Annotated in this window: 22 protein-coding genes; 11 read left to right on the top strand and 11 right to left on the bottom strand. The window is 61.4% G+C overall.

From position 1 onward, the window contains the following. Positions 1-117 precede the first annotated feature (117 nt). Entirely contained in the window at positions 118-3,219 is a 3,102-nt protein-coding gene (locus D5261_RS10900; RefSeq protein WP_119323537.1) for a hypothetical protein, read from the top strand. Positions 3,220-3,638: 419 nt separating this feature from the next. Here D5261_RS10900 and D5261_RS10895 read toward each other — a convergent pair whose 3' ends face one another. Continuing rightward, positions 3,639-4,394: a nuclear transport factor 2 family protein gene (locus D5261_RS10895; protein WP_119323536.1), complete on the bottom strand. Its 756-nt coding sequence runs from the start codon at positions 4,392-4,394 to the stop codon at positions 3,639-3,641. A gap of 192 nt (positions 4,395-4,586) precedes the next feature. Between D5261_RS10895 and D5261_RS10890 the strand changes: the two genes are divergently transcribed. Both D5261_RS10890 and D5261_RS10885 read left to right on the top strand, forming a co-directional pair. Then, positions 4,587-5,921 carry a cytochrome P450 gene (locus tag D5261_RS10890; RefSeq protein WP_119323535.1) on the top strand — a complete coding sequence of 445 codons (1,335 nt, stop codon included), beginning with the start codon at positions 4,587-4,589 and terminating at the stop codon, positions 5,919-5,921. A 3-nt stretch (positions 5,922-5,924) separates the two neighbouring features. Next, the gene (locus D5261_RS10885; protein ID WP_119323534.1) at positions 5,925-6,812 is read left to right on the top strand and encodes a hypothetical protein; all 888 of its coding nucleotides are present in this window, start codon (positions 5,925-5,927) and stop codon (positions 6,810-6,812) included. Positions 6,813-6,821: 9 nt separating this feature from the next. On the opposite strand, the gene D5261_RS10880 is transcribed toward D5261_RS10885, so the two are convergent. Further along, complete coding sequence (locus D5261_RS10880) at positions 6,822-8,522, bottom strand: alpha-amylase family protein (RefSeq protein WP_125206203.1); 1,701 nt, start codon at positions 8,520-8,522, stop codon at positions 6,822-6,824. A 17-nt stretch (positions 8,523-8,539) separates the two neighbouring features. Next, positions 8,540-10,996 (bottom strand): glycoside hydrolase family 31 protein, encoded by a 2,457-nt coding sequence (locus tag D5261_RS10875; protein WP_119323532.1) that lies wholly within the window; start codon positions 10,994-10,996, stop codon positions 8,540-8,542. Positions 10,997-11,304: 308 nt separating this feature from the next. Here D5261_RS10875 and D5261_RS10870 point away from each other — a divergent pair, with 308 nt between their 5' ends. Further along, positions 11,305-12,495: a GntR family transcriptional regulator gene (locus D5261_RS10870; protein WP_119323531.1), complete on the top strand. Its 1,191-nt coding sequence runs from the start codon at positions 11,305-11,307 to the stop codon at positions 12,493-12,495. Positions 12,496-12,601: 106 nt separating this feature from the next. Here D5261_RS10870 and D5261_RS10865 read toward each other — a convergent pair whose 3' ends face one another. Then, positions 12,602-12,844 carry a hypothetical protein gene (locus tag D5261_RS10865; protein ID WP_119323530.1) on the bottom strand — a complete coding sequence of 81 codons (243 nt, stop codon included), beginning with the start codon at positions 12,842-12,844 and terminating at the stop codon, positions 12,602-12,604. Positions 12,845-12,928: 84 nt separating this feature from the next. Then, entirely contained in the window at positions 12,929-13,786 is an 858-nt protein-coding gene (locus D5261_RS10860; protein ID WP_119323529.1) for a DUF1559 family PulG-like putative transporter, read from the bottom strand. A 621-nt stretch (positions 13,787-14,407) separates the two neighbouring features. Here D5261_RS10860 and D5261_RS10855 point away from each other — a divergent pair. From D5261_RS10855 to D5261_RS10845, 3 genes are all read left to right on the top strand, one after another. Then, positions 14,408-15,223 carry a DUF1559 family PulG-like putative transporter gene (locus tag D5261_RS10855; RefSeq protein WP_119323528.1) on the top strand — a complete coding sequence of 272 codons (816 nt, stop codon included), beginning with the start codon at positions 14,408-14,410 and terminating at the stop codon, positions 15,221-15,223. Positions 15,224-15,288: 65 nt separating this feature from the next. After that, complete coding sequence (locus D5261_RS10850; RefSeq protein ID WP_119323527.1) at positions 15,289-15,534, top strand: hypothetical protein; 246 nt, start codon at positions 15,289-15,291, stop codon at positions 15,532-15,534. 63 nt (positions 15,535-15,597) lie between these two features. Next, the gene (locus tag D5261_RS10845) at positions 15,598-15,996 is read left to right on the top strand and encodes a nuclear transport factor 2 family protein (RefSeq protein ID WP_119323526.1); all 399 of its coding nucleotides are present in this window, start codon (positions 15,598-15,600) and stop codon (positions 15,994-15,996) included. A 7-nt stretch (positions 15,997-16,003) separates the two neighbouring features. Here the strand turns inward: D5261_RS10845 and D5261_RS10840 are convergent, their stop codons facing one another. After that, the gene (locus D5261_RS10840) at positions 16,004-17,059 is read right to left on the bottom strand and encodes an oxidoreductase (RefSeq protein WP_119323525.1); all 1,056 of its coding nucleotides are present in this window, start codon (positions 17,057-17,059) and stop codon (positions 16,004-16,006) included. A 331-nt stretch (positions 17,060-17,390) separates the two neighbouring features. Here D5261_RS10840 and D5261_RS10835 point away from each other — a divergent pair, with 331 nt between their 5' ends. The 4 genes from D5261_RS10835 to D5261_RS10820 all read left to right on the top strand — a co-directional run bounded on the left by D5261_RS10835 (position 17,391) and on the right by D5261_RS10820 (position 21,500). Then, positions 17,391-18,152 carry an Ig-like domain-containing protein gene (locus D5261_RS10835; RefSeq protein WP_119323524.1) on the top strand — a complete coding sequence of 254 codons (762 nt, stop codon included), beginning with the start codon at positions 17,391-17,393 and terminating at the stop codon, positions 18,150-18,152. A 102-nt stretch (positions 18,153-18,254) separates the two neighbouring features. Beyond that, positions 18,255-19,007, top strand: a complete 753-nt coding sequence (locus D5261_RS10830) for a phytanoyl-CoA dioxygenase family protein (RefSeq protein ID WP_119323523.1) — start codon at positions 18,255-18,257, stop codon at positions 19,005-19,007. Between the two features lie 408 nt (positions 19,008-19,415). Beyond that, complete coding sequence (locus tag D5261_RS10825; RefSeq protein ID WP_125206201.1) at positions 19,416-20,096, top strand: hypothetical protein; 681 nt, start codon at positions 19,416-19,418, stop codon at positions 20,094-20,096. Between the two features lie 150 nt (positions 20,097-20,246). Further along, positions 20,247-21,500, top strand: coding sequence for an esterase-like activity of phytase family protein (locus D5261_RS10820; RefSeq protein ID WP_119323521.1), 1,254 nt, complete (start codon positions 20,247-20,249; stop codon positions 21,498-21,500). A gap of 23 nt (positions 21,501-21,523) precedes the next feature. Here the strand turns inward: D5261_RS10820 and D5261_RS10815 are convergent, their stop codons facing one another. The 5 genes from D5261_RS10815 to D5261_RS10795 all read right to left on the bottom strand — a co-directional run bounded on the left by D5261_RS10815 (position 21,524) and on the right by D5261_RS10795 (position 26,846). Further along, the gene (locus tag D5261_RS10815; RefSeq protein WP_119323520.1) at positions 21,524-22,558 is read right to left on the bottom strand and encodes a sensor domain-containing diguanylate cyclase; all 1,035 of its coding nucleotides are present in this window, start codon (positions 22,556-22,558) and stop codon (positions 21,524-21,526) included. 159 nt (positions 22,559-22,717) lie between these two features. Further along, entirely contained in the window at positions 22,718-25,222 is a 2,505-nt protein-coding gene (locus tag D5261_RS10810) for a bifunctional YncE family protein/alkaline phosphatase family protein (RefSeq protein ID WP_119323519.1), read from the bottom strand. A gap of 38 nt (positions 25,223-25,260) precedes the next feature. Then, the gene (locus D5261_RS10805) at positions 25,261-25,461 is read right to left on the bottom strand and encodes a hypothetical protein (protein ID WP_125206200.1); all 201 of its coding nucleotides are present in this window, start codon (positions 25,459-25,461) and stop codon (positions 25,261-25,263) included. Between the two features lie 95 nt (positions 25,462-25,556). Beyond that, entirely contained in the window at positions 25,557-25,721 is a 165-nt protein-coding gene (locus tag D5261_RS10800) for a hypothetical protein (protein WP_165864477.1), read from the bottom strand. A gap of 228 nt (positions 25,722-25,949) precedes the next feature. After that, the gene (locus D5261_RS10795) at positions 25,950-26,846 is read right to left on the bottom strand and encodes a DUF1559 family PulG-like putative transporter (protein ID WP_119323517.1); all 897 of its coding nucleotides are present in this window, start codon (positions 26,844-26,846) and stop codon (positions 25,950-25,952) included. Positions 26,847-26,896: the final 50 nt, after the last annotated feature.

The following is a 26,896-nucleotide window of genomic DNA, read 5'->3' as shown; positions in this document are numbered from 1 at the left end:
AAGCATATAGCACCTAATATCACAGTTTACCCGCAAAAATTCACGCAACCCAGTACAATTACCATGGTACGATATCTCATAGGCCGCGCGGCGGCGCAATGGGGAGCAGCCACGAATATGGGAATTTCACGACGGCTTTGGCCGCTGGGACTGGCCGCGCTATGGATGGGCGCGCTGGGGAGCGGCGCGCGCGCGCAGATGGTGGATGGATCGCGGTTAATCAAAGACAATGGCGGCGTGTTCGGCGCCTCGCCGGCCAGTCAGTTTACGGTGGAGGAGGTCAAAGCGGATGTCCTCGCCAATATCCTCTGGCCGGGAGACAAGCCTTCCTTTACGTTCCGGATCAAGAATACCTCCGACAAAGCCATCGCGGCGACCGGGCGGCTCGATATCATCCAGTACGGCACGCGCGGGCGGGCGGGCGATGTCTGGCGTCCCGATGTCTTCAAGATCGCCGACTGCGGCAACGCGCCGGTGGACGTAACGCTTGCGGCGGGGGAGACCCGAGAGGTGACCGTGACGCCGTCGATCCCCGAGACCTTCGGCGGGTACGCGCTGGTGCTGGATCTGGGCGCGGCCGGCCGCGCCTTCGCGGCGTCGGTCGTCCGCTCGCTTCCCGCCGAGCCGGGACGCGTGGAGGTTCCCACGAACTCCATGGATATCCCCTTGCCCGCCGATATCAACGAGCAAAGCATCGGCGTTTTTAAGCGCCTGGGCGTAAAGGCGGCGCGGATGGAGGTCGGCTATCTTCCCATGGATTCGCCGGCGTTCGCCAAACAGTATCAGGATCTGAAGGATCGCTTGAAGCTGCTTCAGGATAACAACATCTCCGTGATGCTGACAGTGGAGGCGGACGGCAATCTCGCGCCGCAGCCGCTCGATCGCCTGCGCACGTATCTCGACGCCGATGATGTGATGTATGGGAACAAAGGCGACTACGCCTGGTCGCCGTCCAGCGACGCCGACTTTCAGAAGTGGTGCGCGCGCATCGCGACCGAATTTGGCTTCCCCAAAGGCCCGGTCAATGCGCTGGAGCTGTGGAACGAGCCGTGGGAAGGGATCTCCATCTCCGGCTGGGGCGCGGACAGCACCCGGTACCGGGAGATGTACACGCGGATGGCGGCGGGGGTGGACGAAGCGCGGCGAGGCGGCGCTCGGGTGCGTGTCGGCGGCGCGTGCTCGTCCAGCAATGCGCTGGATAAATTCTTCGCCGACGGTACGGACGCCTTTCTGCCGCATCTGGACTTTGTCAGCATCCACTACCAGCCCCTCGCCGCCGTCCCCTCCCTCATTCCGGCCTGGCGGGACCGCAAATCGCCCTATGGCCCCGTCCAGGTGTGGGACACCGAAAGCTGGCTGGCGAACTCCGAGGACCGAATGGCGCTCATGGCGGCGTCGATGCGCGCCCAGGGCCAGCAGCGCGCCAACGGCACGTGGCGCGGCAATGTCTTCGGCAATACGAACTTGAAAGACAGCGCGGGCGCGCCGATCCATATCGTGCAGGCGTGGCCGCCGGCCGCCGCCGTCGCCGCCGTGCAGACATTCCTGGACCAGCGCGCCTTCAAGCAAATTCTCTTCCCCAACGGCCTTCCCTGGATCTTCGTCTTCGACGGCCTGCCGAAATCCGGACATCCCGATCCTGAAGACGGAACAATCGTCGTCGGCGGCGACCTGGCGGGAATATACGACCGCAACCAACTGCTCTTCCGCACCATCCGCAGCCGCGAAGGCGCCGCGGCTGCTGTCGCGGCGCGCGCCAAGCTCGCGGCCCTGCCGGCGGACGCACCCGCCGCGGACCGGGCCGCGCTGACGGCCGCGATCCAGGCGCATCCCCTGCTGACCAGCGGCGCGATGACCGTGGCGGACCCGCGCGGAGAGTTTCGGCTGTTCGACTTCTACGGGAACCCGGTCCCCCACCAGCCTGGACCGTTCACCACGCCGCTCAACGCTCTTGGCTACTTCCTGCGCGCCTCGGGCAAACCCGGCTCCTTCGCGCGCCTGACGGCGGCGCTCAAGTCCGCGCGCATCGAGGGGTATGAGCCGATCGAGATCATCGCGCGCGACCTCACGGCGCCGATCGCCCAGCACCCCCCGCTGCGTTTGAAGCTCACCAATATCCTGAACCGGCCGGTCTCCGGATCGCTCCAAGTCCAGCTCGGCGGCCTCACCGTCGCCGCGCCGCCCACGCTTCAGCTCGCCGCGCATGAGACGCGTGAAGTGGCGCTGGAGGTCTCGGGAACCGAAAGCCCAGGCAACGCCTATCCGTTAACGGTGACCTTCGACGCCGGCGCGGACGGCGTCGCAGCGCACGATGAGACGCTGCATGTCGATTGGATCGCTCATCGCGCCATTCAGGTCGACGGCAAGCTCGACGACTGGACCGGCGTTCCGCCCCAGATTCTCTCCGGCGGCGGCATCGCCGCCAGCATCACGGAAAAAGCCTGGCTCCCGTTCCAAAACTTCGACGACGCCGCCGCGAGCGGCCAGGCGACCGGTTATCTTGCCTACGACGACCATTACTTCTACTTCGCCGCGAAGATCGCCGACACCACGCCCTACGACGGTAACATCCGATTCGCGCAGCGCGATGACAACGATTACTTTTACCCCGCCGTCTCCTACGCCGACAAAACCAAAGCCGCGCCATTGACGTGGCCAGCCGGCATTCGCCGCTATTCGTACCGCAAGAGTCCCGCCCTGCCCTCCGGCAGCGGCACGGACAATGTCCAGATCGCGTTCAATGTGGTGGAGGAGAATAAGAAGCCCTGGGCGGCAAGCCCGAAAGGAACCATGCCCGGTTTCATGGCGTACTGGGACACGGACTATGAGTACGCCCTGAACGCCGTCGCGCCCGCTCACGGCGGCGGAACCGAAGTCTGGCGCCTCTACGCGCCCGGCGTCCCGCGCAAGCACTTCTACCCACGCCAGCCCAAAGCCAAGATCGACGGCGGCCCGGTCGAAAGCGCCAAACTCTCCATGACGCGCGCCGGCAATACCCGCATCGTCGAGCTCGCCCTGCCCTGGTCCGAAATCCCGCTCGTGCGCAAGCGCCTCGACGCCCATCAGACGATCAAGTTCTCGTTCCGGGTAAACGACAACGGCGGGCCGTCCTATGAACTGGCGACCGGGCGAAGCGTGTCCAAGGTTAACTTCTTAGCGTTTCACAACGATTGGATGACGCACTGGGCGAATGAGGTGGAGTTTGGGGCGGAGAGGTGAGGAGTGACCTATTTCCCCCATTGCATACGAATCTACCCACCCCCGGGGCAAACCGACCCGGCGCTCCGCGTCAACCCGAGCAAACCTACCCTGGCCTCCGACCGGCCGCTCCCAGGTCCTACCTACCCCGGCGCTTCGCGGGCCGCTCCCTTGCAAACCCACCCCCGGCCTTCGGCCGACCCCTCCCGCCGACGGGAAGGGTAATTTCAGAGTGTGTTATCGCAGGCGCACATCGTAAGAGGCAATCCTACAAACCCTTCCCGTCGGCGGGAGGGGTCGGCCGAAGGCCGGGGGTGGGTTTGCAAGGGAGCGGCCCGCGAAGCGCCAGGGTAGGTCACATGGGAACGCGCGGAGCGCCCGTCGCAGGCAGAACACGAGTGGGAAACGCGCTAAAGCACGAGGGAACAGGTCCCCACCCCCTACACCGGCGTCTTCGCGTCCTCGTCGTCGTACTCGAAGTCGCTTTCGCGCTCGCGGCTTTCGTCGTGATGGGCGGGCGTCAAATCATGGCCGGGAACGACGTCGTCGTACACGTCGGGGCGCGGCGTGACGTTGCTCTGGTTGCCGGCGCTGGAGGCGACGGGTTCGTAGGTGTTGGTCGTGGTGTCGGCGTCCACGGGTTCGTGCTCGCCGGGGATAGTCGCGCCGTCGAACGGCGTGGTGTCGTGGGGCGTGTAAACGCCGCCGACGACGCCGTCGCTGGCGGGGTCTTCGGTGATGACCGGCTCAACCGGCTGTGTGGGATCGGTATCGGGCATGGCTGTCGCCTTTCGTGTGTCGTTAGCGGGAGCGGCTTCGATCTGCCGTCCCAAATTGCTCGGGTCAAAGTAAGCCTGGAAGCGCGTGATTTGCTGGGCGTCCGTCTCCAGGATGCTTACGCCGGTGTAAGTGACAGCGGCGCCGTCCGGCGTGCGGCCGGCCGTGGTCCACTCCAGCGCCGTACGTCCTTCGCAGGCAATGACATTGCGGAAATTGGAGTGCACATCGCTGAACATGTCCCGGTAAAGTGTCCAGAACTTGTGCGCTCCGGTGGGTCCGACATACTTTTCGGGCGCCAGGATATTGCCGACCTCGCTGTTTTCCGCGAAGAGCGCGGAGATCGTTTCCACATCCCGGCGGGACTCCAGCCGGAAGAGCGCATCTAAAAACTGCTTGGTGATCTGATCGGTGGTCATAAGATTCGGCGCCTTTCTCGAGCTCTGATCGTCCTGCGGTGAGGATCATCGTCCTATGGCGACGGGATTTCATCGCGCCGTACCTTCTTATTGTGCGCAGAGTCCGCGGAAATTAAACGTGCGAACGCAATTCCACGCGCATACTTCGGGCATAATATTTCCAAGACGCCTTCGATGCGATAGGAATCCGCGATGCCCACCCTTCCGCCCGGTCCCAGGTCCGCAACGCTCTTCGCCAGCGCGCGACTCTATCGGCGCGACCCGATCCATTTCCTGCGCTCGCTGACGCATGACTACGGCGATATCGTGTCGTTTCAGATCGGCCCGCAGCCGATGCTTCTGGTCAATCATCCCGATCTCATTCGCGATGTATTAGTCACGCACGCCAAGCAGTTCCATAAAGGGCGGGGTCTCCAGCGGGCGAAACGACTGCTGGGCGACGGGCTGCTCACCAGCGAAGGCCCTTACCATCTGCGCCAGCGACGGATGATGCAGCCGGCGTTTCACCGGCAGCGGATCGCCGAATATGGCCTCGTGATGGCGTCGGAAGCCGAACGCGCGGCGCAGTGGTGGCGGGATGGCGACACGGTCGATGTGGCGGAAGAGATGATGCGCCTGACGCTGGGGATCGTCGGCAAGACGCTCTTTGGCGCGGACGTGGAAAACGAGGCGGCGGAGATCAGCTCCGCGCTCGGCGAGGCGATTCAGCTTTTCCATCTGCTCATGCTGCCCTTCGCGGATGTGCTGGCCCGCCTGCCGCTGCCTCAGGTTCGGCGGTTCAACGCGGCCCGCGCCCGCCTGGACGCCGTGATTTATCGCATGATCGCCGAGCACCGGCGCACGGACGACGACCGGGGCGACCTGCTCTCGATGCTGCTCGCCGCGCGTGACGAAGACGAGGACGGCGCGCGCATGACCGACGAGCAGGTGCGCGACGAAGCCATGACGATCTTCCTCGCCGGCCACGAAACCACGGCCAACGCCCTCTCCTGGACCTGGTATCTGCTGAGCGAACATCCCGAGGCGGAAGCCGCTCTCCACGCCGAGCTCGCCGGCGCTCTCGGAGGACGCATCCCTAATATCGCCGACCTGCCAGCCCTGCCCTACACGCGCAAAGTCCTCGCCGAATCGATGCGGCTCTATCCGCCCGCCTGGGTCATTGGGCGGCGCGCGGTGACGCCCTACGCCATCGGCGAATACACCATTCCTCCGGGAACGGTTTTCCTCGTCTCCCAATCCGTCACGCACCACGACGCCCGCTTCTATCAAGATCCCGAGCGCTTCGATCCAACCCGCTGGACGCCCGAGTTTGAGGCCGCGCTGCCCAAGTTCGCCTACTATCCCTTCGGCGGCGGCCCGCGCGTCTGCATCGGCGAGCAGTTCGCGTGGATGGAGCTGATCCTCGTCCTCGCCGCCCTCGCCCAGCGCTGGCGGTTTCGGCTTGTTCCCGGTCATCCCATCGCCACGATGCCGATCATCACGCTTCGGCCCAGGCATGGGATCCGCATGACGGCGGAAAAGCGATAGCCCATGATCATGAGAAGCTGGACATTGGGTCTGTGCGCGATCGCGTATCTGAACGGAGCGGCCGGGGTCCGAGCGGAATCGCCGCCGCCAGCAAAGTGCGCCACGATTGACGCGCCGAGAGCGATCGGCGGCACATTTCTCCGAAGCGTCAACAATCGCGGCGAGGTTCTGGGGAGTTATATCGATATCCGCCTCACGACGAACTACTTTCAGATGTCGTACGGCTTTTACAAAACATTCGACTTTCCGCACGCCGGCTTTTCCACCACCAGCGCGGCGGCGTGGAATAACCAGGGAAAGATCGTCGGGTCCTACTACGACCGCAAGGGCGGCTTCCACGGCTTCCTGCTCGATCGCGGCCTGACGATACCGATGGACTACCCCGGGGCCGCCGACACGTACGCCCTCAGCATCAACGATAAAGACCAGATCGCGGGCGTTTATACGGATTCCCAGGGTAAGCGGCATCTCTATCTGTGGAAGGCGGGAAAGTACATGTCCATCGACCCCAAGGGCGTTCGCGATCTCCATATGCTGGGCGTCGCCATCAATAACCTCGGTCATATCGCGGCCACGTACCGCGACAGCGACGGAGAGCATACCTATCTCTCCATCAACGGCGGGCGTTCGATGCTGCGCACCAGCGGCGCTCAAACGCATTTCATCGTAACCGGCCTCAACGACCGGGACGACATCGTGGGGAATTGCCTGGGTGAGGCGCCGCAGAGCCCGGCGCCCTGTTACCTCTGGCGCCGGGGCGTCTTCCAACGACTGACCGTCTCCGGCTCGCGCGGGCCGGTCCTAGCGCAAAGCATCAATAACCAGCGCCAGATCGCCGGGTTTTACTTTGACCGCGGCGGGATGGCCCACGGATTTCTGATGACTCCGTGAGCCGTAGCGTCACACCGTGAACGGCCAGGCGCCGCCGGGTTCGGACCACTGGTAATTGGCGTGTCCAGACTCGAATCGCCACTGTTCGGGACAGGTGGTCGTCATCCAGTCGAGCGGCTCCCCGATCGGCTGCAACGTCGCGGCCAGGGCGAAGGCGGCTTTGAGGGCTTTCGCCTGCTCCGGGGTGACCGTTTCGTCGGGCAGCGACACGAAGACGGCGGCGCCGCTGCGCGCGAGCAGATCGAGCCACTGATGGTTGAGCGCCCAGGGAACATCGCGGGTCAATCCCACGGCGTCCGGATCGATGGCGTGGAAGGTGTCGTGCTGCGCGGCCCGGAAGGCCAGGGTGTTGACGCCCATGCGGCGGGTGCGCTCCCATTTCTGACCGCTGGTGTCGTCGCCAATGCGGCTCATCTCAAAAAGGCCGGCGGAGAGGTGCCCGACGGTGTTGCAGCCGAGCAGCAGGCCGTCGCCCGCCGCCGTCCGAATGGTACGGTACAGGGCGCTGATGATCTCGGCGTTCGTCCGCCTGGGGCCTTCGGCGAAGGTCCAAGCGTCGTCCGTAAGCTGCGCTCCCATCGCAAATCCCCACCGTCCCAAAATATCGAACGTGCTGAAGTCGTGCTTGATCAGGCCATAGCCCCACTGCCGCAGGCGCGCGATGTCGGCGGCGACCTTCTCCAGCGTTCCGGGGACGGTGGGATCGTAGACGGCGGGATTGTGTTTCAGTCGAAACACCTCCTTGGTGGCGGCCGAGGTCGAGAGCGGACGCACCCAGATGCCGGGCCGCCCGCCAATCTCCTGAATCTTCGCCGCGAGCCCCGGCATGTCGGGGTAGGCGGCCTTGCCGTGATCCCAGACATCGCCTTCACAGCCGCCGTCAGGCTGCCAGCCGCCGTCGATCACGACGAACGGGCGGTTCGCGCCGGTAGGCGAGAGGTCGACGATCTGATGCGCGGCGGCCAGCGCGGTCTTCTGCGTGGCGTTCCCATACATCGAATACCAGTCATTGTAGCCGTAGATCGGCTCGCTGGGCAGGCGCGGCGCTGGGCACATCCGCACGCAGAACTCCTTGAGCGCCTGATGCGGCGATTCGGCGGGTTTGCCTTCGCGGCTGACGACGTGGCAGACCTCCAGCGTGCGCTCGCCGAGGGCGACGCCCACGCCGCCGCTGCGGACATCGAGCCACAGGGTCACGCCGCTGGAGTCAATCTGCCAGAAGCAAAACGCGCCGGGCTGCGTCCGCACGCCGTAGGCGTGGGTCACATCGCCGCCGTGGGTCGCGCAGTACCAGGGCAGCACGCGCTCAGGCGAGATTCCGCGCCACTCCAGGTCGCCGTACGAGCGCTCCCAGTGGTCGCCCATGACACGAAGATCGGTGGGAAGAACGCCGCTCCAGCGCAGCCGCACGCGCTGCACGTGCGATTTCGGCGCGGCGAGCGCGATCGCCAGCCCGTCCTTCGACGGCGTCGCGCGCAGATCGACATCCTCCCAGCGCCAGGCTCCTTCGGATTGCGTCAGCTCGTGTTCGCCGCCATCGGTAAATACGCGCGCATGGTCTGGCGGCCGGAGAATGTCGAGAAAGGTCTTGGAATGATGGATATGGTTCGTCACTGCCGATGCTCCCGCGCCCCAGTCCAGGGCCGCCGCCTGTAGTCCGAGCGCCGCCGCTCCCGTCAATACGTCTCTCCGACTGATCTTGTTTGTCATCGCGCGCCGTTCCTCCTCTATGCGCCGCCCCGAACGGATGCCCACAGGGGAGCGATCCGCCGTGGAAGTATCCGTGAGTCCAGCATCGCTACGACGGCGTGACGACGCGACGCGCCGGACGCCAGCTCCACGGTCAGCACCCGATCTTTCGCGTCCCACGTGAACTTCGCCGCCGCCCCATCCACTGTCACGGCTTTGGGCGCGCTGTTCAGATGGAGGCGCACGATATATCGTTTGGGCGTAAACTTCTTGTTCGACTCCTCAATCCCAAATTTGACCGCCCTTGCCGACGCGACGCTGGTGAACTTCGTGAGCGTGCTCTCGCCCTTTTGATATCCGAAGCTCTTGCCGTCGTCCTTGTACATCGTGAAGTGGGATGTCCCAAACGGAAACACGTCCAGTGTGATCGGATCCCAGGGCTTCTCGGACGTATTGCGCATCAGAGGCGCCATGGGGATGATCGCCCCGGCTTTAATAGCGACCGGAATGTGGTTCTGCGGCGCGGCGACGACCCAGGTTTTGCCGCCGTCGTACTCATAGCCATAGTCCCAGTCGATCCATTTGCCGGGAGGGAAGTAAACCGAGCGCCTGGAAACGCCGTCGCGGAGCACGGGGGCCACGAGCATTTCGCGGCCGAATAAGTATTCGTCGCCGGGAGTGGTCAGCGATTTGGGATCGCTGGGATACTCCAGCGCCAGAGCGCGCGTGATTGGGAGGCCGGTTTGGCTCGCTTCCCAGGCGTAGGAATAGATGTAGGGGAGCATCTTGTAACGAAGCTGGAGATAGCGCAGGCAGCCCTGCTCGGCGGCGGCGCCGAACTCGTAGGGCATAACCGGCCCCGAATGGTGCGCGCGCGTGATTGGCGCGAACACGGAAAGCTGCATCCAGCGCTCGTAAAGCCGCGCATGGGCGCCGTACTGGTCATTCTGATAAAACCCGGAAAGGAAGCCGCCGGAGTCCGATGTCCACCAGGTAATCCCGGAGAGGCCGGAGCTGAGCATCTCGCCGGGATGCGCCGCCAGCGTCGCGAAGTCGCTATGGGTATCGCCGGTCCAGAGGGACGCATGGTGGCGCTGAATGCCCGCGGAGCCGGTGCGGGTGAGGATCCAAGGGCGGACGTTCGGATTCGCCTTGAGCTGCGCGTTTTCGAACCACTGCGTTTCCAGCAGCGAGTATTGATTGTGGACGCCGGCGCTGCCGCCGCCCTGGTAAACCGTCTGGGGCGAGTCGCCCTCCGGCTCGGTAAGATCCAGCCACCAGCCGGCGACGCCCGAATCGATCAGCGGCTTTACCTGCGGGTAGAGCCAGGCGTCCATATTGGGCGAGGTGAAGTCGAGGAGTTCGCCGTGGTAGTATCCGGCCTGGACAGGGTTGCCCTTGCCGTCGGTGGCGAACACGCCCGACTTCCAGCCCGGCTCGAATGTCGGCGACTCCTTCACAACCATCGGCCCTGAGTTGGACATCACGATCCGAACTCCCTGCCGGGCGTAGTTTTGGATTTTCTGAGCGGGCGTAACATCTTTGCCGCACCAGCGCTTATCCCACACGTAATCGTTCAAATATTCGGGCCAGCTGTAGTCGATCACCATGACATCGTGCGGGAAGCCGCGTTTGGTCAGCTGCTGCTCCGCGTCGTCGAGATCGCTCCATTGCCAGAAGACGCACTTGCTTTGCCAGTAGCCGAGCGCCCAGAGCGGCGGCAGCGACGGACGCCCCGTGAGCTTTGTATAACGCTCCACGACTTGTTTCACCGTTGGGCCATCGATCAGATAGAGATCCGCCTCGCCGCCGTCGGCCGTCGCGCTCACTGTGTTTTTGTCCGACGCCCCGAGATCAAAGCGCATGTGATGCGTATTATCCACGAACAGACCGTAGGCGTGGCCGTGTGTCCCGGTGCTGATCAGTAAAGGGATCGGATAGTTCGCCGTCACGTTCCCCGAGTTGATCTGCTGGCCCGACCACAAATCGCGCACCGTCCCGCGCCGCTCCAGCCTGCCGCCGTTACGGTTATCCTGCCCAAGCCCCAGCAGATGCTCATCCGGGCTGAGCGTGTAATCGAGCGTCCAGGCCCCGCCGTCCTGGAACGACACGCGCGCGTCGCGCAGGATCGCCTGCGCTCCATCCTGGGAGAGCACGGTAAAGCCCAGCGTCTTGCGATCGATCTGAACTTGCAGGGCGGGCGACTTCAGCGCCAGCCGCCCGCCTTGCAGCGTGGCGCTGAGCGGCGCGGCCTTGCGCGCGCCGCCGGTCAGCGCCTGGGAGAGCGGGCGTTCAAACCTGGGGCTGTTCTTAATCCAGAGACGAACGACGCCGTCGTCCACCGCCCGAGCCTGAAGATTGCGGGACGCCGAGGCGCTCACCTCGATGACCCCGCCCTGCCCCGTCCATGCGGGGTTCACGGCGGCGTGGACGGCGCCGCTTCCGGGAACGGCGAGCGCGAGCATTGCGGCGAGAGAAATGTGTTTGTGGTTCATAGGATGTGTCAATTTCGATGGATGACGGCGGCGACGGTCCAAACGCGATTAAGAGTATTGATTTGTAGGATTATTATATATCAATACTATATTAATTTCAATACCCCAATATGTCTTTCGGCCAATGATCCGCCCAACATAGATGGCGCTGATTGGAGACTGCTTGAGAGCTTGCAGGAGTGACGCAGCCAAAACCAGTCAAGAATAGGTTATAATGAGATAATCTTCATCCGCGACATGACATTGCTGTCGGAATACGGCGTCTGACCAAAACGCGGAATGAATGCACGACGAATTGAGATACTCATTTGGATACTGCTGAAGCCGCGCCCGTAAGGTCCCGAAAAAAAGAAGACAATTCCAGCCAAACGAAACCGCTCTACCAGCGCATCACCGATGCGCTGCGGGAGCGGATCGCCACCGGAGTGTGGGCGCCCGGGGACGCCCTGCCCTCACGCCGCGCCCTCGCCCAGGAACTGGGGACGACGCATATCACGATCGACAAGGCGATCCGCCAGCTCGTGAAAGAGGGACTGCTCTCGGCGACCGTCGGCAGCGGGACATTCGTGAAATCGCGCGACGAAGCGAATACGGACGCGTCCGCGCAGGCCCGCTCCGGCCGAAGCCGCATCGGGGTCGTCCTTGGCACGCACACCTTCACGAACGAGGACGCCTCCCGGGCGCGGCAGATCCCGTACTTCAGCGAAGTGCTCCAGGGCATCCAGGACACGTTCTTTGGCAAGGATGTGGATGTCAACTACATCGGCCTCGCGCGCGGCGATTACGAGAGCCTGCCTCTCGAAGACTTCGCCGGCTTGATCGTGATCGCGCCCACCCTGTCCGATATCGACGATATTCGGTTGTTGAACCAGAAATGCCGCATCGTGGCGGTGGGAATTTCGTCGGATGTGACAGAGGAAGACAAGCAGCTTCCCGCCGTCGACACGGACAACGTCCAGGGAGCCTACGACGCCGTTCAACATCTGCTGTCTTTGGGGCACACCAAGATCGCGCTCGTGAACGCCTCGGTGCAGCAATCCAATTTGTACGATCGCTACTGTGGCTATATCGCGGCCCTATCGGACGCGCGGGTCTCGATCGCGCCCGAGCACCTGCTGCTCTACCCGGCGTACAACAACGTTTCGCACGAAGTCCTGATCGAACGCTGGCTGTCGCGTCTTCAGGAAGAAAATCGGCTGCCGACGGCGATCCTTTCCTGCGACTTGCAGATGACCCTGTTCGTTCTGGACGTTCTCGCGCGTCACGAAATCAAGGTCCCGGAGCAGATCTCCGTCGTCGGCTACGACGACGCGATCCAGTTCCAGTACCATCAGCCGCCGATCACCGTCGTCGCCCAGCCCATCTACACCGCCGGCAAGCGCGCCGCGGAGCGTCTGATGGAATCCCTGGAAAGCCCCGACGGCGCCTATCCCATCGGCACGATCCGTCTCCCCTGCGAACTGATCGTTCGAAAATCCACCGCCCCGCCGGCCGCGTAACCCATTCCTTCCCGGGCAGAGTGACGAAAAAGCTCCGGCGAGACACACAGTCCGCCGGAGCCATACGCACTCGCCGCTGCGTTTTCCATTCCGCGCGCCTGCGCCTTTACGGCTTGCCCGGAGTTTTCCCGGCATTCGCCTGAGCGGCGGCCTGCGCCGCCGCCATATCCTGCGCTTGCTTGGCGCGCATCGCATCGATCTTTGCTCGTTCCGATGCGGGAGCGGGAGACCCCATCACGTCCTTACGCTGCTGAGCAAGATCATCCGTGGAGTTATTATCGTGACGGCCGCATCCGGCGAGAGCCACGATGCACAAAGCAGTCAAGAGGAGAATTCGGGCGCGGTCCATATTGAGTTCGTTCCTAGAAGCCGGCGGCGTTCACAGCCGCCGGCATTTTTTGTGACAGCCCGGCCGGAAAGCCGGGGCAAGCGTTTACTGGCGCAGCGCGTCCCATTTATTCGAGTCGGCGTGTCCATTCGAATCGTAGCCCGTGGCGGGCTGCGGATTTGTCTGGCTTGGGCGCATCGACTTCACGTGACCGTCCACAAAGAGGAAGTTCGCCATCAGGTTCCCCGAATGATGCGCGGAAACGCCGCCATTCGGTCCGTTCGGATATTGCGCGGCGGGGCGGGTGCTGTCCGGAAGAGATGTGCCGAACGCCCACGGCTGACCGGCGATGACGCCGCCATTGGCAAAGTTCGACCAATTCCCATTGAGACCGGTGTCCACGGGCGTTTCCGCCTGGAGATCGCTCTGATGGCGCTCGGCAATCAAGATCGTATCCGAGGGGCGGCCGATCTTCGAAAGCGGCGCCGCCGGATAGTTCGCGGGATACCAGGTGTTCCCTGCGTCGGATATCCCCATAACCCCGATCAGCGCCTGCCGGTAGCCAAAGTCTCCGTAATAACCGATGACTCCATTGACAGCGTAGGAAGTAATCACGCCCTTCCATGGATTGGCGGCATCAACCTGGCCGGCGCCGGGATCGTCCGGACAACCGAACACGCCGTTGGCTTTGATATAGGGCAGGATCTTCTGCTGCCAATGCGCGGTGGAGCTGTCGGACCATTGATGACCGTCGTCCATCGCCGGCGGGAAGACTTCATCGCTGTCCTGAACGTATTGCAGGATCCCCAGACCCAATTGCTTCAGATTGGACGAGCAGCTGATTTGCCGCGCCTTTTCGCGAGCCTGGGCAAAGACGGGGAACAAAATTGCAGCAAGAATCGCAATAATCGCGATCACAACGAGCAGCTCAATCAGCGTGAAACCACGCAGGGTTCGTTTCATAACATTTCTCCGTTTGGATTTAAGAACATATTAGGCGACTGAGATAAATCAAATGAGGCGCTGCCTGTCGGCAGTATCCGCGGATCGTCTTGCCGGGGGTGAGAACAGTAGGAATGCGGGCATCAACGTCATTCGCTCTACAGACCATTTGCGTATCTACAGGACTGAGTATATCACTTCGCATGTCAGATGTCAAGAAAAACATGAAATCAACCTATATAGATCATACATAAATTAACATTGATATATAAGTGATATATAAAACTGTGTTTCTAGAATGCCTCTCAGTGTGCGCAGGGAATTTCCAAGTCTCCCAGAACCCCGCGTTTTTCTCCCCTCTCGCGGCAGCGTTGCGCCTCGCCTTCAGAAACGATCGTATATATCATACTAATATAGGATATATATGTGACACTAGTATGATTTTAATAAATTGATATACAAAATCTCTTGACAAGCGCGGATTCCAGTGATATACTCGATTCAGTGAAAGAGAGGTGATGACACAATCGCTATCGACAACTCACGGTATCATTCCTTTCAAATTGGCGCGGCGCAAGCCGGCCGAATGCGCGCTCATCGCCCCAGCGAAAGCTTGGGATCGATCGATCAGGAGACACACTCATGAAACAGAACAAACGTGGCTTTACTTTGATTGAATTACTCGTTGTTATCGCTATAATTGCTATTCTCGCTGCGATCCTTTTCCCGGTGTTCGCCCAGGCCCGCGAAAAGGCCCGCCAAATCTCGTGCGTCAGCAATATGAAACAGCTCGGCGTCGCGGTCATGCAGTACGTGCAGGACTCGGACGAGATGTTTCCGCAGGGCCTCAACGACAACTGGCAGTATAGCTGGGCGACGACCTTGCAGCCTTATGTCAAAAGCTACGGCGTCTTCCGATGCCCGGACGACAGCGGCAATATCATCTATAACGCCGGCAGCGTCTACACCGGCAACGGCGTCGCCATTTCCTACAGCGCCAACGGCTACTCGCATTACCTCAACTCCACGGGCGCCAACACTATGCTGGGCGTGATGGGGATGGGACACAGCGGATGGATCCAGCACGATGTGCAGAGCATGGCCGCCGTCGGACGCCCGGCGGAGTCGATCATGATCCACGAGAAGCACACCGACGACGGCGTGGCGTACCTGACGGGCGGCACGCCCTCGTTCGCCGGCTTGAGCTCCGTCACCACAGGCTACAGCTGGTGGGACCTTTACGGCCCCCAGGATATCCCCAACGGCTCGCTCAGTCCGACGGCGGCTTACCCGTTGGGGGCGAATGGATCGGTTTCGACAAAGCACTCCAGTAAGACCCTCGCCAACTTCTTGTTCTGCGACGGCCATGTCAAATCGATGCGTCCGGCGCTGACCAACCCAAAAGGCGATCCGGACGGGACCGAGCCGACGAATATGTGGAACTGCACGCGACAATAATCACAATCGTACACGACGACGCGGCCGAACCGTCAGGTTCGGCCGCGCAAGACGAGGTAACTTCCATGCGCCGCGAATTGGTGATAGGTCTTCTCGCCGGCTCCTGCTTGCTCGCCGCCGCGGGATGCTCCAAAAAGTCAGAAAGCGCCTTCCCGGCGGAATTTAGCCATCCGCAGCCGGTCAGCAGCGAGCAGCGCGCCAGCGCCATGCAAGCCCAGGCCGACTATTTCAAGAAAATGCATCCCGAGCGGTTCAAAGACGGAAAGATCATCGGCCCGGCCGGCGTCGCCTCGGGACCGCCTCCGCAATAGCGGCAGAGCGCGATTTCGAAAAAATTATGGGATACTGAGCGGGAAACCGTTGAGGAGGCTCCCATGACATCAGAAGACAAGGCCGTGGAGGCGGAGGTGCTGGCGATCACGCGGAAGATGCTGCACGCCATGTATACGGCGGATCCGGAAGCGCATCGCGCGCACAGCACCGAGGATATGTCGGCGTTCGAATGGTACATCGCCCCGTACCGTGTGGACGGGCTGGATTTCCATCTGGATCTCATCCGGGGCGGCGGCAACGGCAGCCCGTCGCGCCTGGATATGCTCACCCCGCGCGTCCAGGTCCATGGCGACACGGCGATCGTCTGCTACACGCTGCTCAAGACGACGCTTTCGGCGACTGGCCCGGCGGAGTTCTCCCGCATCAATGAGACGCGGGTGTTCGTCAAACAAGACGGCGTTTGGAAGATGGCGCACCTGCACAAATCCCCGGCGGCGTAGGGCGCCCCTACTCCTCAAACGCCAGCGCCATCTTTTCGCGGCTGCTTTCGATCGCCAGCTCGATCACACGCATGGTCATGGTGGCGTCTTCGGGCGTCACCTCCAGCGGCGCGCGGCCGTGGATCGCGTCGGCGACGTTCTGGTAGTAACCGGGATAGCAGCCGGGAAGCGTTTCGACCTTGCCGCGCACGTGCAGGCCGCCGGCCTGCGCGTTCAGCACGCCCCAGCGCTCCTCGGGGTCTTCGCCCCAGCCCGGCGTTTCACTGGGGACCAGTCCTCGTTTGAGCGCGTCTTCTTGTGGGTCCAGGCCATACTTGACGAACGAGCCGTCGACGCCGTGGAGCGCGTAGCGCGGCGTTGGCTCGCGCACCAGCACGCCGGCTTTCAGACGCGCGCCGTGCTCCGCGTAATGCAGCGTCAGGTCGAAATAGTCATCCGTCTTGCCGCCGTCGCGCTGTGTACGGATATCCGCCGACACGAGCTGCGGCGCCCCGAAGAGAATGAGCGCCTGGTCGATCAAGTGCGGGCCGAGATCGTAGAGCAGACCGGCGCCGGGCTGCGCTTCCTCGCGCCAGGCGCCCGCGCGGGGCTGGCTGCGGTAACGGTCGAAGTGGGACTCGTACTCCACAAGACGCCCGAGCAAATTGGCTTCGAGCACGCGGCGCACCGTCAAAAAGTCTCCGTCCCAGCGGCGATTCTGGTGGACGCTCAGCACGCGTCCCTGCCGGTGTGACAGGACAGTCAGTTCGCGCGCCTCTTCCGACGTAATCGTGAACGGCTTTTCGACCACGACATGCTTGTCCGCGAGCAACGCGCTGCGCGCGATCTCGAAGTGCGAAACATTGGGCGTCGTCACGACGATGAGATCGATCTCGTCATCCTCCAATAGATGCTCGACATCGCGCACGATCTCGACCTCCGGATAGACGCGTCTCGATTCCTCGCCGTGCCGCTCCACAACGTGCGTCAGCTGCAAGTCCGGCACGGACTGGATGACCGGCGCATGAAACACCCGCCCCGCCAAGCCGAAACCGACCATCCCCACCCGGATCTTCTCCACCATAAGCCCGTCTCCTATCCCGCCACACGCCGACGCCGTCAAATTCACAACGCAGTGATGAATACGACGCCGAACCGCTGTGATCCTTTGTCCGATCCGAAAATCGGCTTGCGGACGCAATACTCTGGTACTTTCAGGAGTGACGCGCCACAGGGCCAATTCCGAGAATAAAGCAGGCCGGCGCTAAGATCGCTTCCGCGAACCTTGCCAAGCATCAAGCACACCTGCCCACAGGACACTGTCGTTCGGATAATTCCAGATGAGTTTCAAAGGATTCCCTATGCTTCACTATAACACATCAACTCAGTCGCGACTTGCTTTTTCCGCAAAGCGAATGGCTCCCAAAGTGGCGGCGCTGTGCTTGGCGATGACCTGCGGCGCGGCGACGGCGGTGCATGCGCAATCCGTGGGCGGCAATACATTCCGCGCCTATCCCGCGCCCTCGGAAAGCGAACGGCCTTGCGACCTGACCAGTCCGACGTCCGAACAGAAGTTTACCGCGCCCGCGGCGATTACGATCACCGCGACCCCGAGATCGAAGAGCACTGTCAAGATCGGCAAAATCGAATTTTATAACGGCAGTCAAAAGGTGGGAACCGCCACGGCGGCGCCGTATACCTTCGTCCTGAACGATGTCCCGGCAGGCTCCTATCAGCTAAGAGCGCTCGTGTATGATGACTCCGGAAAACCCGTCTCCCTGCTGACAGTCAACACTACCGTCAAGGCCGCCACGAATGTGGGCGCTGGACATCTCTCCGCCGCCGCGCCGACGCTCACGCTGTCCAGCGCCGGAACGCTTCAGGTGCTGTTTCCGCTCAAGAATGACGGGACCGCGCAGATCCGCAGCCTCGCCGTGACGGCGATTTCCGCCTACGACGATCCCAGCGGCCGAAAAACGACGCTGCTGCAGCCCAAGCTCCCGAGCTCGACCGATAAGGTGGACCCAGGCGTCGTCGTACCGTTCACCTTCGTGCTCGACAATGTCCTGCCGACCAGCGGCAATCTCTTCCTGATCGTCGATGGCGTTTATTCCAGCGGCGACAAGAAAATCCCGTTCGAGTTCGCGGGCGGCCTCGCCGTTCCCACGGCGCGATAACCGACACGCCCCGTTCACGAAAAGGCTCCAGGCGTCACTGCCGGAGCCTTTTTCATGTGTGATACTTGAACTCTCCCTCAATGCGTTCAGATATAACACTGCATGACGAAACCAACTCCGCCGCACTCCAGCCAGACAGTCGAAACCAAAAATCGCCTCGCACTGGAAATCGCCGCTCGTGGATACGCCATCGCGCCCGATGTGCTGACCGATATGACCATCCACGCGCTAATCCAGGAAATCGCCACTGCGGGGTCGGCGGCGGGCCAGCGCAAGGGTTCGGACGTTTATGCGATCCGAAATCTGCTGGACGAGGCGCCGGGCGTGCGCGCTCTGGCGCGTTCGCCGAAGGCGCTCGGGCTGGCGGCGGCGATCCTTGGGCCGGACTACTTTCCAGTGCGGGGAATTTTGTTTGATAAAACGGCCGACGCCAACTGGCGCGTCATCTGGCATCAGGATCTTTCGATCGCAGTCCGGGAGCGGCGCGAAGCGCCGGGCTTTGGGCCGTGGTCGCTCAAGTCGGGAGTGGTCCACGTGCAGCCGCCGACCGAGGTGCTGGAGAAGATGATTACCCTCCGGCTGCATCTTGACGAATGCGCTCTGGAGAATGGGCCGCTGCGCGTCCTCCCGGGATCGCACTTGGCGGGACGCCTCTCGGCCGGCGCCATTCCAGAATGGCGCTCCCGTATCCCGGAGATTGTCTGCCCGGTCCCGCGCGGCGGCGCGCTGCTCATGCGGCCACTGCTCCTGCACGCATCCTCCGACGCCGCCGTTCCCGGCCACCGGCGCGTAATCCACATCGAATACGCCGCCGCGCCGTTGCCAGGCGGACTGGAATGGTTTGAGACGGCGTAACCCAGGATTAGCAAGAAAATAGGATTTTATACAACATTTGACGAATAGGAAGGACCTATCAGAGATATGCACAATAGTAAAGTCTTAGCTTGTAAGTGACCATACCTGATGAGGTATAAAAAAAGGTCGAAAAATCTATCACATCCGCGGAGGATAGTATGAGCGAGCAAGAGGCAGAGAAGACAGAAGGGAAGAAGCCTGCTTCTACCTTTCAAATTTCGGCAACAGTCACTGGGTTAATTGTGATTGGGGTTGGCGTTTCGTACGTAGTATGCGATTATATTGCAAACCTGCCCGGCGTGGAACCTAACTTCGCGACATGGTTCATCGATTCGTGTGTGATTTGGACGTGTCTTTGCATCGGGCTTGGGATTTGGCATTCTAGATCATCAAAGTGAGTCATAGCAAATGTATAAAAAATTCGTGTTGTCAGCCATGATTGGCCTCGTAATCATATCTTCCTCAACAGTATGTATGGCAGGTACAAATGATACTGGCAACCCCGTGATCAATGCGGGCAGACACATGCTTGAGTTTATCGACTATTTAAGGACCTGGGCGGTCAAACATGAAAACGAGATAAGGATAAAGAAGAACAAGAAGAAGCTTGAGCCTCTTGCAAAAAAACTGGAGAAGAGCGCCGAAACTCTTTTTGAGAGCAAGCAGGAGTTTAATCACAGCGTTCATGATATCCCCAACCACTTAGGTCAAAACAAATATATTAAGGCAGACTATCAGAAAACGCTTAATAAACAAGCGTATGGGATTAGAGATCAAGTGAGCCGGACACAAAAGAGCATGCTCGCCATCATCAATGCAATGGATGACATTTCGCCCATTACTGATGATCATGGAAAACCAATTGATGAAAATGAGCTGAAGGCGGATTTATTTAAAACATCCAACGAAAAAGACAAAATCTATGCGGATATTATAAGCCTGCTGAAGAATCCTGTTAAAAACGGATCGGATGAGTGCTTGCAACTAACATCCAGCGCCGATGAAAGCTTAAATGTCTGGAGAGATGTGTACAATCAAACAGCGGAGCTAAAGACGCGGATCAAAAATGTCCAAGTCAACTCAAATTAAAAATTTATTCACGCCAGTAAGCTGCGCCACACCGCATGGCTTTGACTAAACTTTTCAACTCATGCTAAGTCCATATGCTTTTCGCCCGTCTTAACACTGCCTTAACATTCCTCTGGTAAACTTCCGTCCGATTTCCCACAGGAGTTTTCCATGCATTCCCTTGCCCACCCCACTCTCCGCGCCGCCGCTGCTCTGGCGGCGCTCTCGGCGTTCGCGCAGCCTTCGCGGGCGGATATCGCGCTGCTCGGATCCACGACGATCTCGGGCACGGCGACGGATAAATCCGGTCTTTCCGGAACGTACACGCCCGGCGGGACCGACGTCAAGGCGCAGCTTGGCTCGTTTGGGTCGGGTATCGCTTACACCGGTTCCGGGAATCGCTATGTCGCGATCAATGACCGGGGCTTCTCCAACGGCGAGGCGCGTTACGACGATCGTTTTCAGGTGTTCGATATCGTGACGGACGCCGGGGCAAAGACTGTTACGCCGACGCTGCTGGCGACGATCCTGCTCCATGATGAGAAGGGACAGCAGTTTAAGGGCTTTTCGGGTGACTTCGATACCGCGCACCCCGCCGCCTCTATGCGACTGGATCCCGAGGGCATCCGGGTGAGCCGCGACGGAAACTTCTTCATTTCGGACGAATACGGCCCTTACATTGATGAGTTCGATCCCAGCGGCAAGCGCATCCGCACGCTGGATGTCCCGGCGAAGTTCGCGATCGCTCACCCAAGCGCCGACGGCGACAAAGAGATTTCGGGCAACACGAGCGGACGCGTGGCGAATCGGGGGATGGAGGGGCTGGCGATTGTTCCCGACGGAAGCAAGCTCTACGGGATCATGCAAAGTCCGCTGCTTCAGGATCACGCCGTCACGGCCGACGGCAAAAAAGCCGGCGTCAACAACCGCATTCTTAGCTACGACCTGAAGACGAATGCGACGCGGGAATATCTCTATCCGATGGATGATAAGAAAAACGGGGTCAACGAGATCCTGGCGGTGAACGACCACCAATTCCTGGTGATCGAGCGGGACGGCAAAGGCGCGCTCGACGCCGGCTTCAAGAAGATCTTCCTGATTGATGTCGCGGGCGCCACCGACATCAGCGGCGTCGCCTCGCTCCCCGCTTCCGGCGCGCCGGACGGCGTCATCCCCGTCCATAAATCGCTCTTTATCGATACCCTGGATCCGAAGTTCGGGCTCGCCAAGGCCGATTTCCCGGAAAAGATCGAAGGGATCGCCTTTGGCCCCGATCTGGCGAACGGAAAGCATCAGCTGGTCGTGACCAGCGACAACGACTTGATCGGCGCGCAGCCCAATCACTTCTACGTCTTCACGTTCGACGACTCGGACCTGAGCATTCAGCCGCAAAAGATCGACAAGACATTCGCGCCGAAGCTCTAAACAAAAAAGCGAAATCGCCGGAATTACCCTTCGGCGATCTCGCTCCAGATTCGATAATTGTTTTTGCCCCCGCGCTTGGCGGCGTACATCGCCCGGTCGGCGCATTCGACGATGGCGGAGCCTTCGGCGGCGTCGACGGGATGCTGGGCGACGCCGATACTGACCGTCACCGGCCGGCGCCGAAACGAATGCTCGCCGATCAGCCGCACGAGGCGCTCGGCGACGATCGCTCCGCCGGCTTCGTTGGTCTCGGGAAGCAGGATCGCGAACTCCTCACCGCCGTATCGCGCGGGCAGGTCGATGGCGCGCACGCACTCGCGCATCAGCGCGGCGACCTGCGCCAGCACCAGGTCGCCCTCCTGATGCCCAAAATCGTCGTTGTATCGCTTGAAGTCATCCACATCGATCAGCAGCAGCGTGAAGTCGCGCTGATGACGATTGCCCTTTTTCACCTCATACTCCAGCCGCTCCTGAAACGCCCGATGATTGGGCAGGTCGGTCATGATATCGATGACCGCCATCCGCTCCAGCCGCTTGTTCAGCTCCTCCAGCGCCGCGATTTTCTGAGCCAGCTCCTGATTGGTCTGCTCGGCCTCCCTCGCCGCGCGCTCCAGCCGCTCCCGATGGTCCAGCAGATCGTGGTTCTGCTCCAGGATGTCCAGGTGCAGGCGGACCTCCTCCGTGACCTCACGCGCGTACTCCAGCAGGTGGGTCACATTGCCGTCGGCGCTGCAAATGGGATAGGTGATGATCTCAAAAAGCAGGGATTCGCCGCGAGACATATCGCGCAATGGGATGCGCCCGCGATGAGTGCGCCCGGTCTCCAGCACCGCCGTGAGGTCATGCTCGCGCCCGATGTCGGCAAGCTCGGGAAACGCACTGCGCCAGGAAAAGCCGACGACTTCCGTGCGCGTCCGCCCCAGACGCCGCAGCAGCGGATCGTTTGCCTCGACAACGCGCAGATCCCGATCCAGCACCAGCAGCGAATCGGTAATGCTGCTGTAGATAGCTTCCAGCGGGGCGTCCTGCCGGCCGTTGATCTTGGCGAATTCCAACATGGCTGTCCTTTTTCCAAAATAATAAGACACTCCATTGTCGGCACAAAATCAAATTCGCCTCAGGTCAATACGCCCCTTCCATCACGCCAGGACAAAAAAAGGGCTGTCCAGTTAATCTGGACAGCCCGCTTGGCGGAGTTCCGCTTATGGACCGATGGTTTACCGGACCAGCGAGGCGCTTCGGATGGGGGCGGGCTGCGGGACGCCGGGGCGCAGCGCATGCCAGAGGATGGCGTTCAACGCGGTCGGGTCGGCGCGGTCGGGAGCGGTGAGGTCCAGTTTGGCGCTGGCGGTCGCCCCATCGCCCGATTTGGGATTGCGCGCCTCCAGGTCCACCTGGGCCTTGCGCGGCTCGTACGCGGTGAGGATGGGCTGGTCGCTGAAGCTGTTGTAGAGCGGGGTCGCGCCGGCGTCGAACTGCGTCATCGGCGGCAGCTTCAGCATCAGCTCCATCGTGTGGACGAAAGACGCCGTGGAGTAAAGGGTGCTGTCCACGCCGCGCCGCACATACGGGGAGATGACGAGGCCGACCGTCCGGTGGGCGTCCACATGGTCCGGTCCATCCTGCGCGTCGTCCTCAATGACGAAGATGGCGGTGCTGCTCCAGAACTTCGAGTGGCTGACCGCCTCCACAATTTTTCCGAGCGCCAGGTCGTTCTCGGCGACATGCGCGGTGGGCGTGAACGCGTCCGCTTCCAGACCTTGCGTATGGTCCTCCGGCAGCCCCAGGATCATTAGCTGCGGCCACTCGCCATTGCTCTCCGCCGCCTTCAAATCCCGAATGAAGATATCCGAGCGGCCCAGATCGCGCGGACCGCCAAACCAGGGGATCTGCGAGTATTCAAAGTTGGAGTGCCCGGCCAGCGTCTTGGGCCCGGTAAACAAAGGCGGCGTGTTGGGGCTGGACTTGAACGACGACGATTCGCCGTAGGCTTCGTAGCTGACGCCATGGCGCGCGCAGTTGTCCCACAGGTATCCCGCCGGGGAATCGACCAGACCATCGTCGTCGTCTGGCTCGCCCCGGCCGCTGTATCCGTTGGGCCACATCCGCTCGGTGTAATCCGTGGCGTAGGCGGCGTCGCACCAGCGATGCCCATCCTCGGAAACTTCGCCGTTGCAGTAGAGATTGTCGAGCAGCGTGTACTGCTCCGCCAGCGCATGTCCGTTCGGCGTGATATTGCGGCCGAAGAGGCACAGATCGGCCCGGCCGTTGCCCTGCGGCAGGTCGCCGAAGACTTCGTCGTAGGTCCGGTTTTCGCGGATAATATAGACAACGTGCTTGATTTTGGCGAAGCCGGCCTTTGCGACGCGCGCAGCGCGCGCGTCGGGCGCCGAGGTGTCCGGGTGCGGCGTGTTCGCGATGACTTGCTTGGTATACGCCGCAAGCTGTGTGGCGCTGGGAACGGGCACGACCGAGACCGCGCCGCTCAGGCAGTCGCCGATGTAATCGTAATGCTGCACGGATTCAGGAGATGTGACCTTCGTGTCGTGGGTGGCGTTGGCGCGGAACTGCAATCCCTTGCCCACCCCAACGAACAGTCGCTTCCCATCCGGAGAGATCGCGAGCGACGACGGGTACCAGCCGGTCGGGATGAACCCCGTGACGCGGCTTTCCTTGGCGCTGGAAGTATCGATCACGGCGACATTGTTGTTATCGGCGTTGGCGACATAGAGCCGCTTGCCGTCCGGCGACTGCGCAAGCGCATCGGGGGTCGAGCCGACCAGCGCGCTGGGATCGATCGATGTCTTGATCGTCTCCACCACGGCGCCGCCGCGGAGGACACGCACGGTGTTGTCTCCCGAGCACGAGACGAACAGCCGGCCGTCTTTGGACCACAGCACCGCGTTCGGGTGGCTGCCCACCGTCACGAGCGCCTTCTGCTTCAGCGTACCGGCGTCCAGCAGGCTTACCGTGCCGTCGGCCCAGTTGGACACCGCCAGCGTGGCGCCGTCGCGCGCCAGCGAGATTGCGTAGGGCCGCCGGCCGACATGGGCCGACGCCGCCACGGCGCGCGGCTTGCCGGCGACCCGGTAAACCATATCGCCGCCCAGGTTCGCGACGTAGATGGATTCGTCCCGCCCACAGGCGAGCCCGGAAATCCACCGCCCACTCTCATCCAATCCCGCGACGGACAGTCCGGCCTTGGGCGCCAGCGCGCCGTTTGCAAAGGCGAGGCGCATGACGGGCTCGCGCATCGCCGCAAGCTGCGCGGGCGTCGCCTTTCGGGCCGCCGCGTCTTTCAGAAAGCCGTCGTCGGGCTTGCCCCCTCCGGATAAGAAGACGTCATCGCCTTCTGAGTCCAGGCACATGCCGTACCAGTCCTTGCCGACCTCCACGCTCTGCGCGAGCTTCTCCGTCGCCAGATCGATCACGTTGACGCTATGCGTATGGTAACCCGCCGTGTTCACAAGCAGATACTTGCCGTCCGGGCTGACCAGCATCGTCTGCGGCATATCCCCCGGCAGATCGATCTGCCGCCCCGCCGGCGACACCCGCCAGCCATTGGGAAGCAGCCTCGCCGCCCCGCCGTCCTGCGGAACGTTGGGCAAACGGGCAAGCCTGGAGACAATCGCCGCATGCAGCGACAGCCCCGCCGCTGTAACCCCGAGCGCCGCCGCGCCGGCGCGCAGCATCGTGCGGCCATATCGATTCGTCAAGGTCATAAAAGAAGCTCCCATCGGCGCCAAGCGCAATAATAATTCTAGGAAAAGAGCGTCTCCAGCGGCGCTCCCAATTCCCATCGCGGCATGCGAAAGACAAAGACAGACCAATCGCCGCAAGCGATCAGTTGATCCCCATGCGTGCAGATACTGCGGACGTCCCATGGCAGCGGGAACACCACCGTCCCTTGCCCCCACCGGTACATCAAAAGGTGGTTCCCGCGTCCCGGATGGTTATACAAGAGAAATAACGCCTGCGCCTCTTCCGAAGACGCCACATCGGAAAGTAAAACACGCCACCCCGTGACCGGCTTCCCCTCCGATGACCTGCCCTGGCTTAATCCGCTTCTGTCTGGTCTTGAACGCACAGAATGCTTTGACTCACGCGCTCATAGACATAAATCTTATCGAGGCCGTTCGACGCAACGCTGACCGTCTTCGGATACGCGATGTCAAAGCTCTTGGACAGATCAATGATTTCGACGACTTTTAAAGAATTCATGGAGATCGCCTCCCGCAGAGGGGTCGAGCCCGTCGGTTGTTATGAGTGCGGCCGTCGTCAGCTATTGAGTCTACCGACGGCAGGCGAGCAAGTCAACAGGATTCTTTGGAACGCTCGTATTTTGCGAAAACTTAATCGGGAGTTAACATTCGAAGCGCGGCATACGGCGCAAAAGCGGAGAGGATCAGATCCTCTCCGCTTGGCGATTGCTTTTTATATGGCGGTTTTTTAGAAACCGTTGGTCTGGCAGTTGCCGGGGTTGTTGCCGCCGTCGTAATCACGGAAGTACTGGCAGAGGTTCGCCACGGAGCCGGGCTGGCCGCCGTAGTTGGTCTTCTGTCCCGTGTACTTGAGGTACTTGACGTGACCGTCGACATAAAGGAAGTCGTTGCCGCCGGTGTGGTGCGGCGAGCCGGAGCGGAGCAGCGTTTCGCACTTGCTGGCCGGATCGTCGTTGGTGGTGCGCATCGCGTCGAGAGTCATGCTCATCAAAGGCAGTTCATTCGTATCCGCCTCCATGAACATCGACGACGGCGCGGCGACCGACGCCAGCGTCTTGCCAAGCTTCGGGTTGCTGCGAACATCCGCCATGATCGTCACGCCGCCGATCGTGACCGGAACCTGCGAGCCGCCGTTCGGAGCGGTGGTCGAGCCGTCATCGAACAAGCCGGTGCCGTCGGTCCACTGAATTCCCATGTTGAATCCGTAGCCCCACAGATAAGGGGAGCCGACCGGATTATCGCGCTGGCCGGGAAGCATGTAGTAAGTGCCGTAGGAGTCGCCGGCGGACGGGCCGCAAACGGCGTCGGCGGCCTGGACGGAGATCTGGCGGGACGGGCAGATCAGAACCTGCGTGTTTTTCATGTACGGCTGCACGAAGAAATTGGCGTCGCCGACCCAGCCCTTGGCCCACGATGTCGGGAAGGTCTCATCGGAATCCTGCACGTACTGCATCATCGCCAGGCCAATTTGGCGCAGGTTGCTCGAACAGGCGGTCTGACGGGCCTTCTCACGCGCCTTTGCAAAGACGGGAAAGAGTATTGCTGCGAGAATCGCTATAATGGCGATGACGACAAGCAGTTCAATAAGGGTAAAGCCGTTAGGGCGATTGATTCGGCGGGCCATGGTACTGCTCCTTTTTTAATACAGAAATGATCTACAAACAAAGTGACGAG

The organism is Capsulimonas corticalis (genome assembly GCF_003574315.2).
In the GTDB taxonomy this organism is placed as follows: Bacteria; Armatimonadota; Armatimonadia; order Armatimonadales; family Capsulimonadaceae; genus Capsulimonas; species Capsulimonas corticalis.
This window is presented reverse-complemented; position numbering and strand designations above follow the sequence as displayed.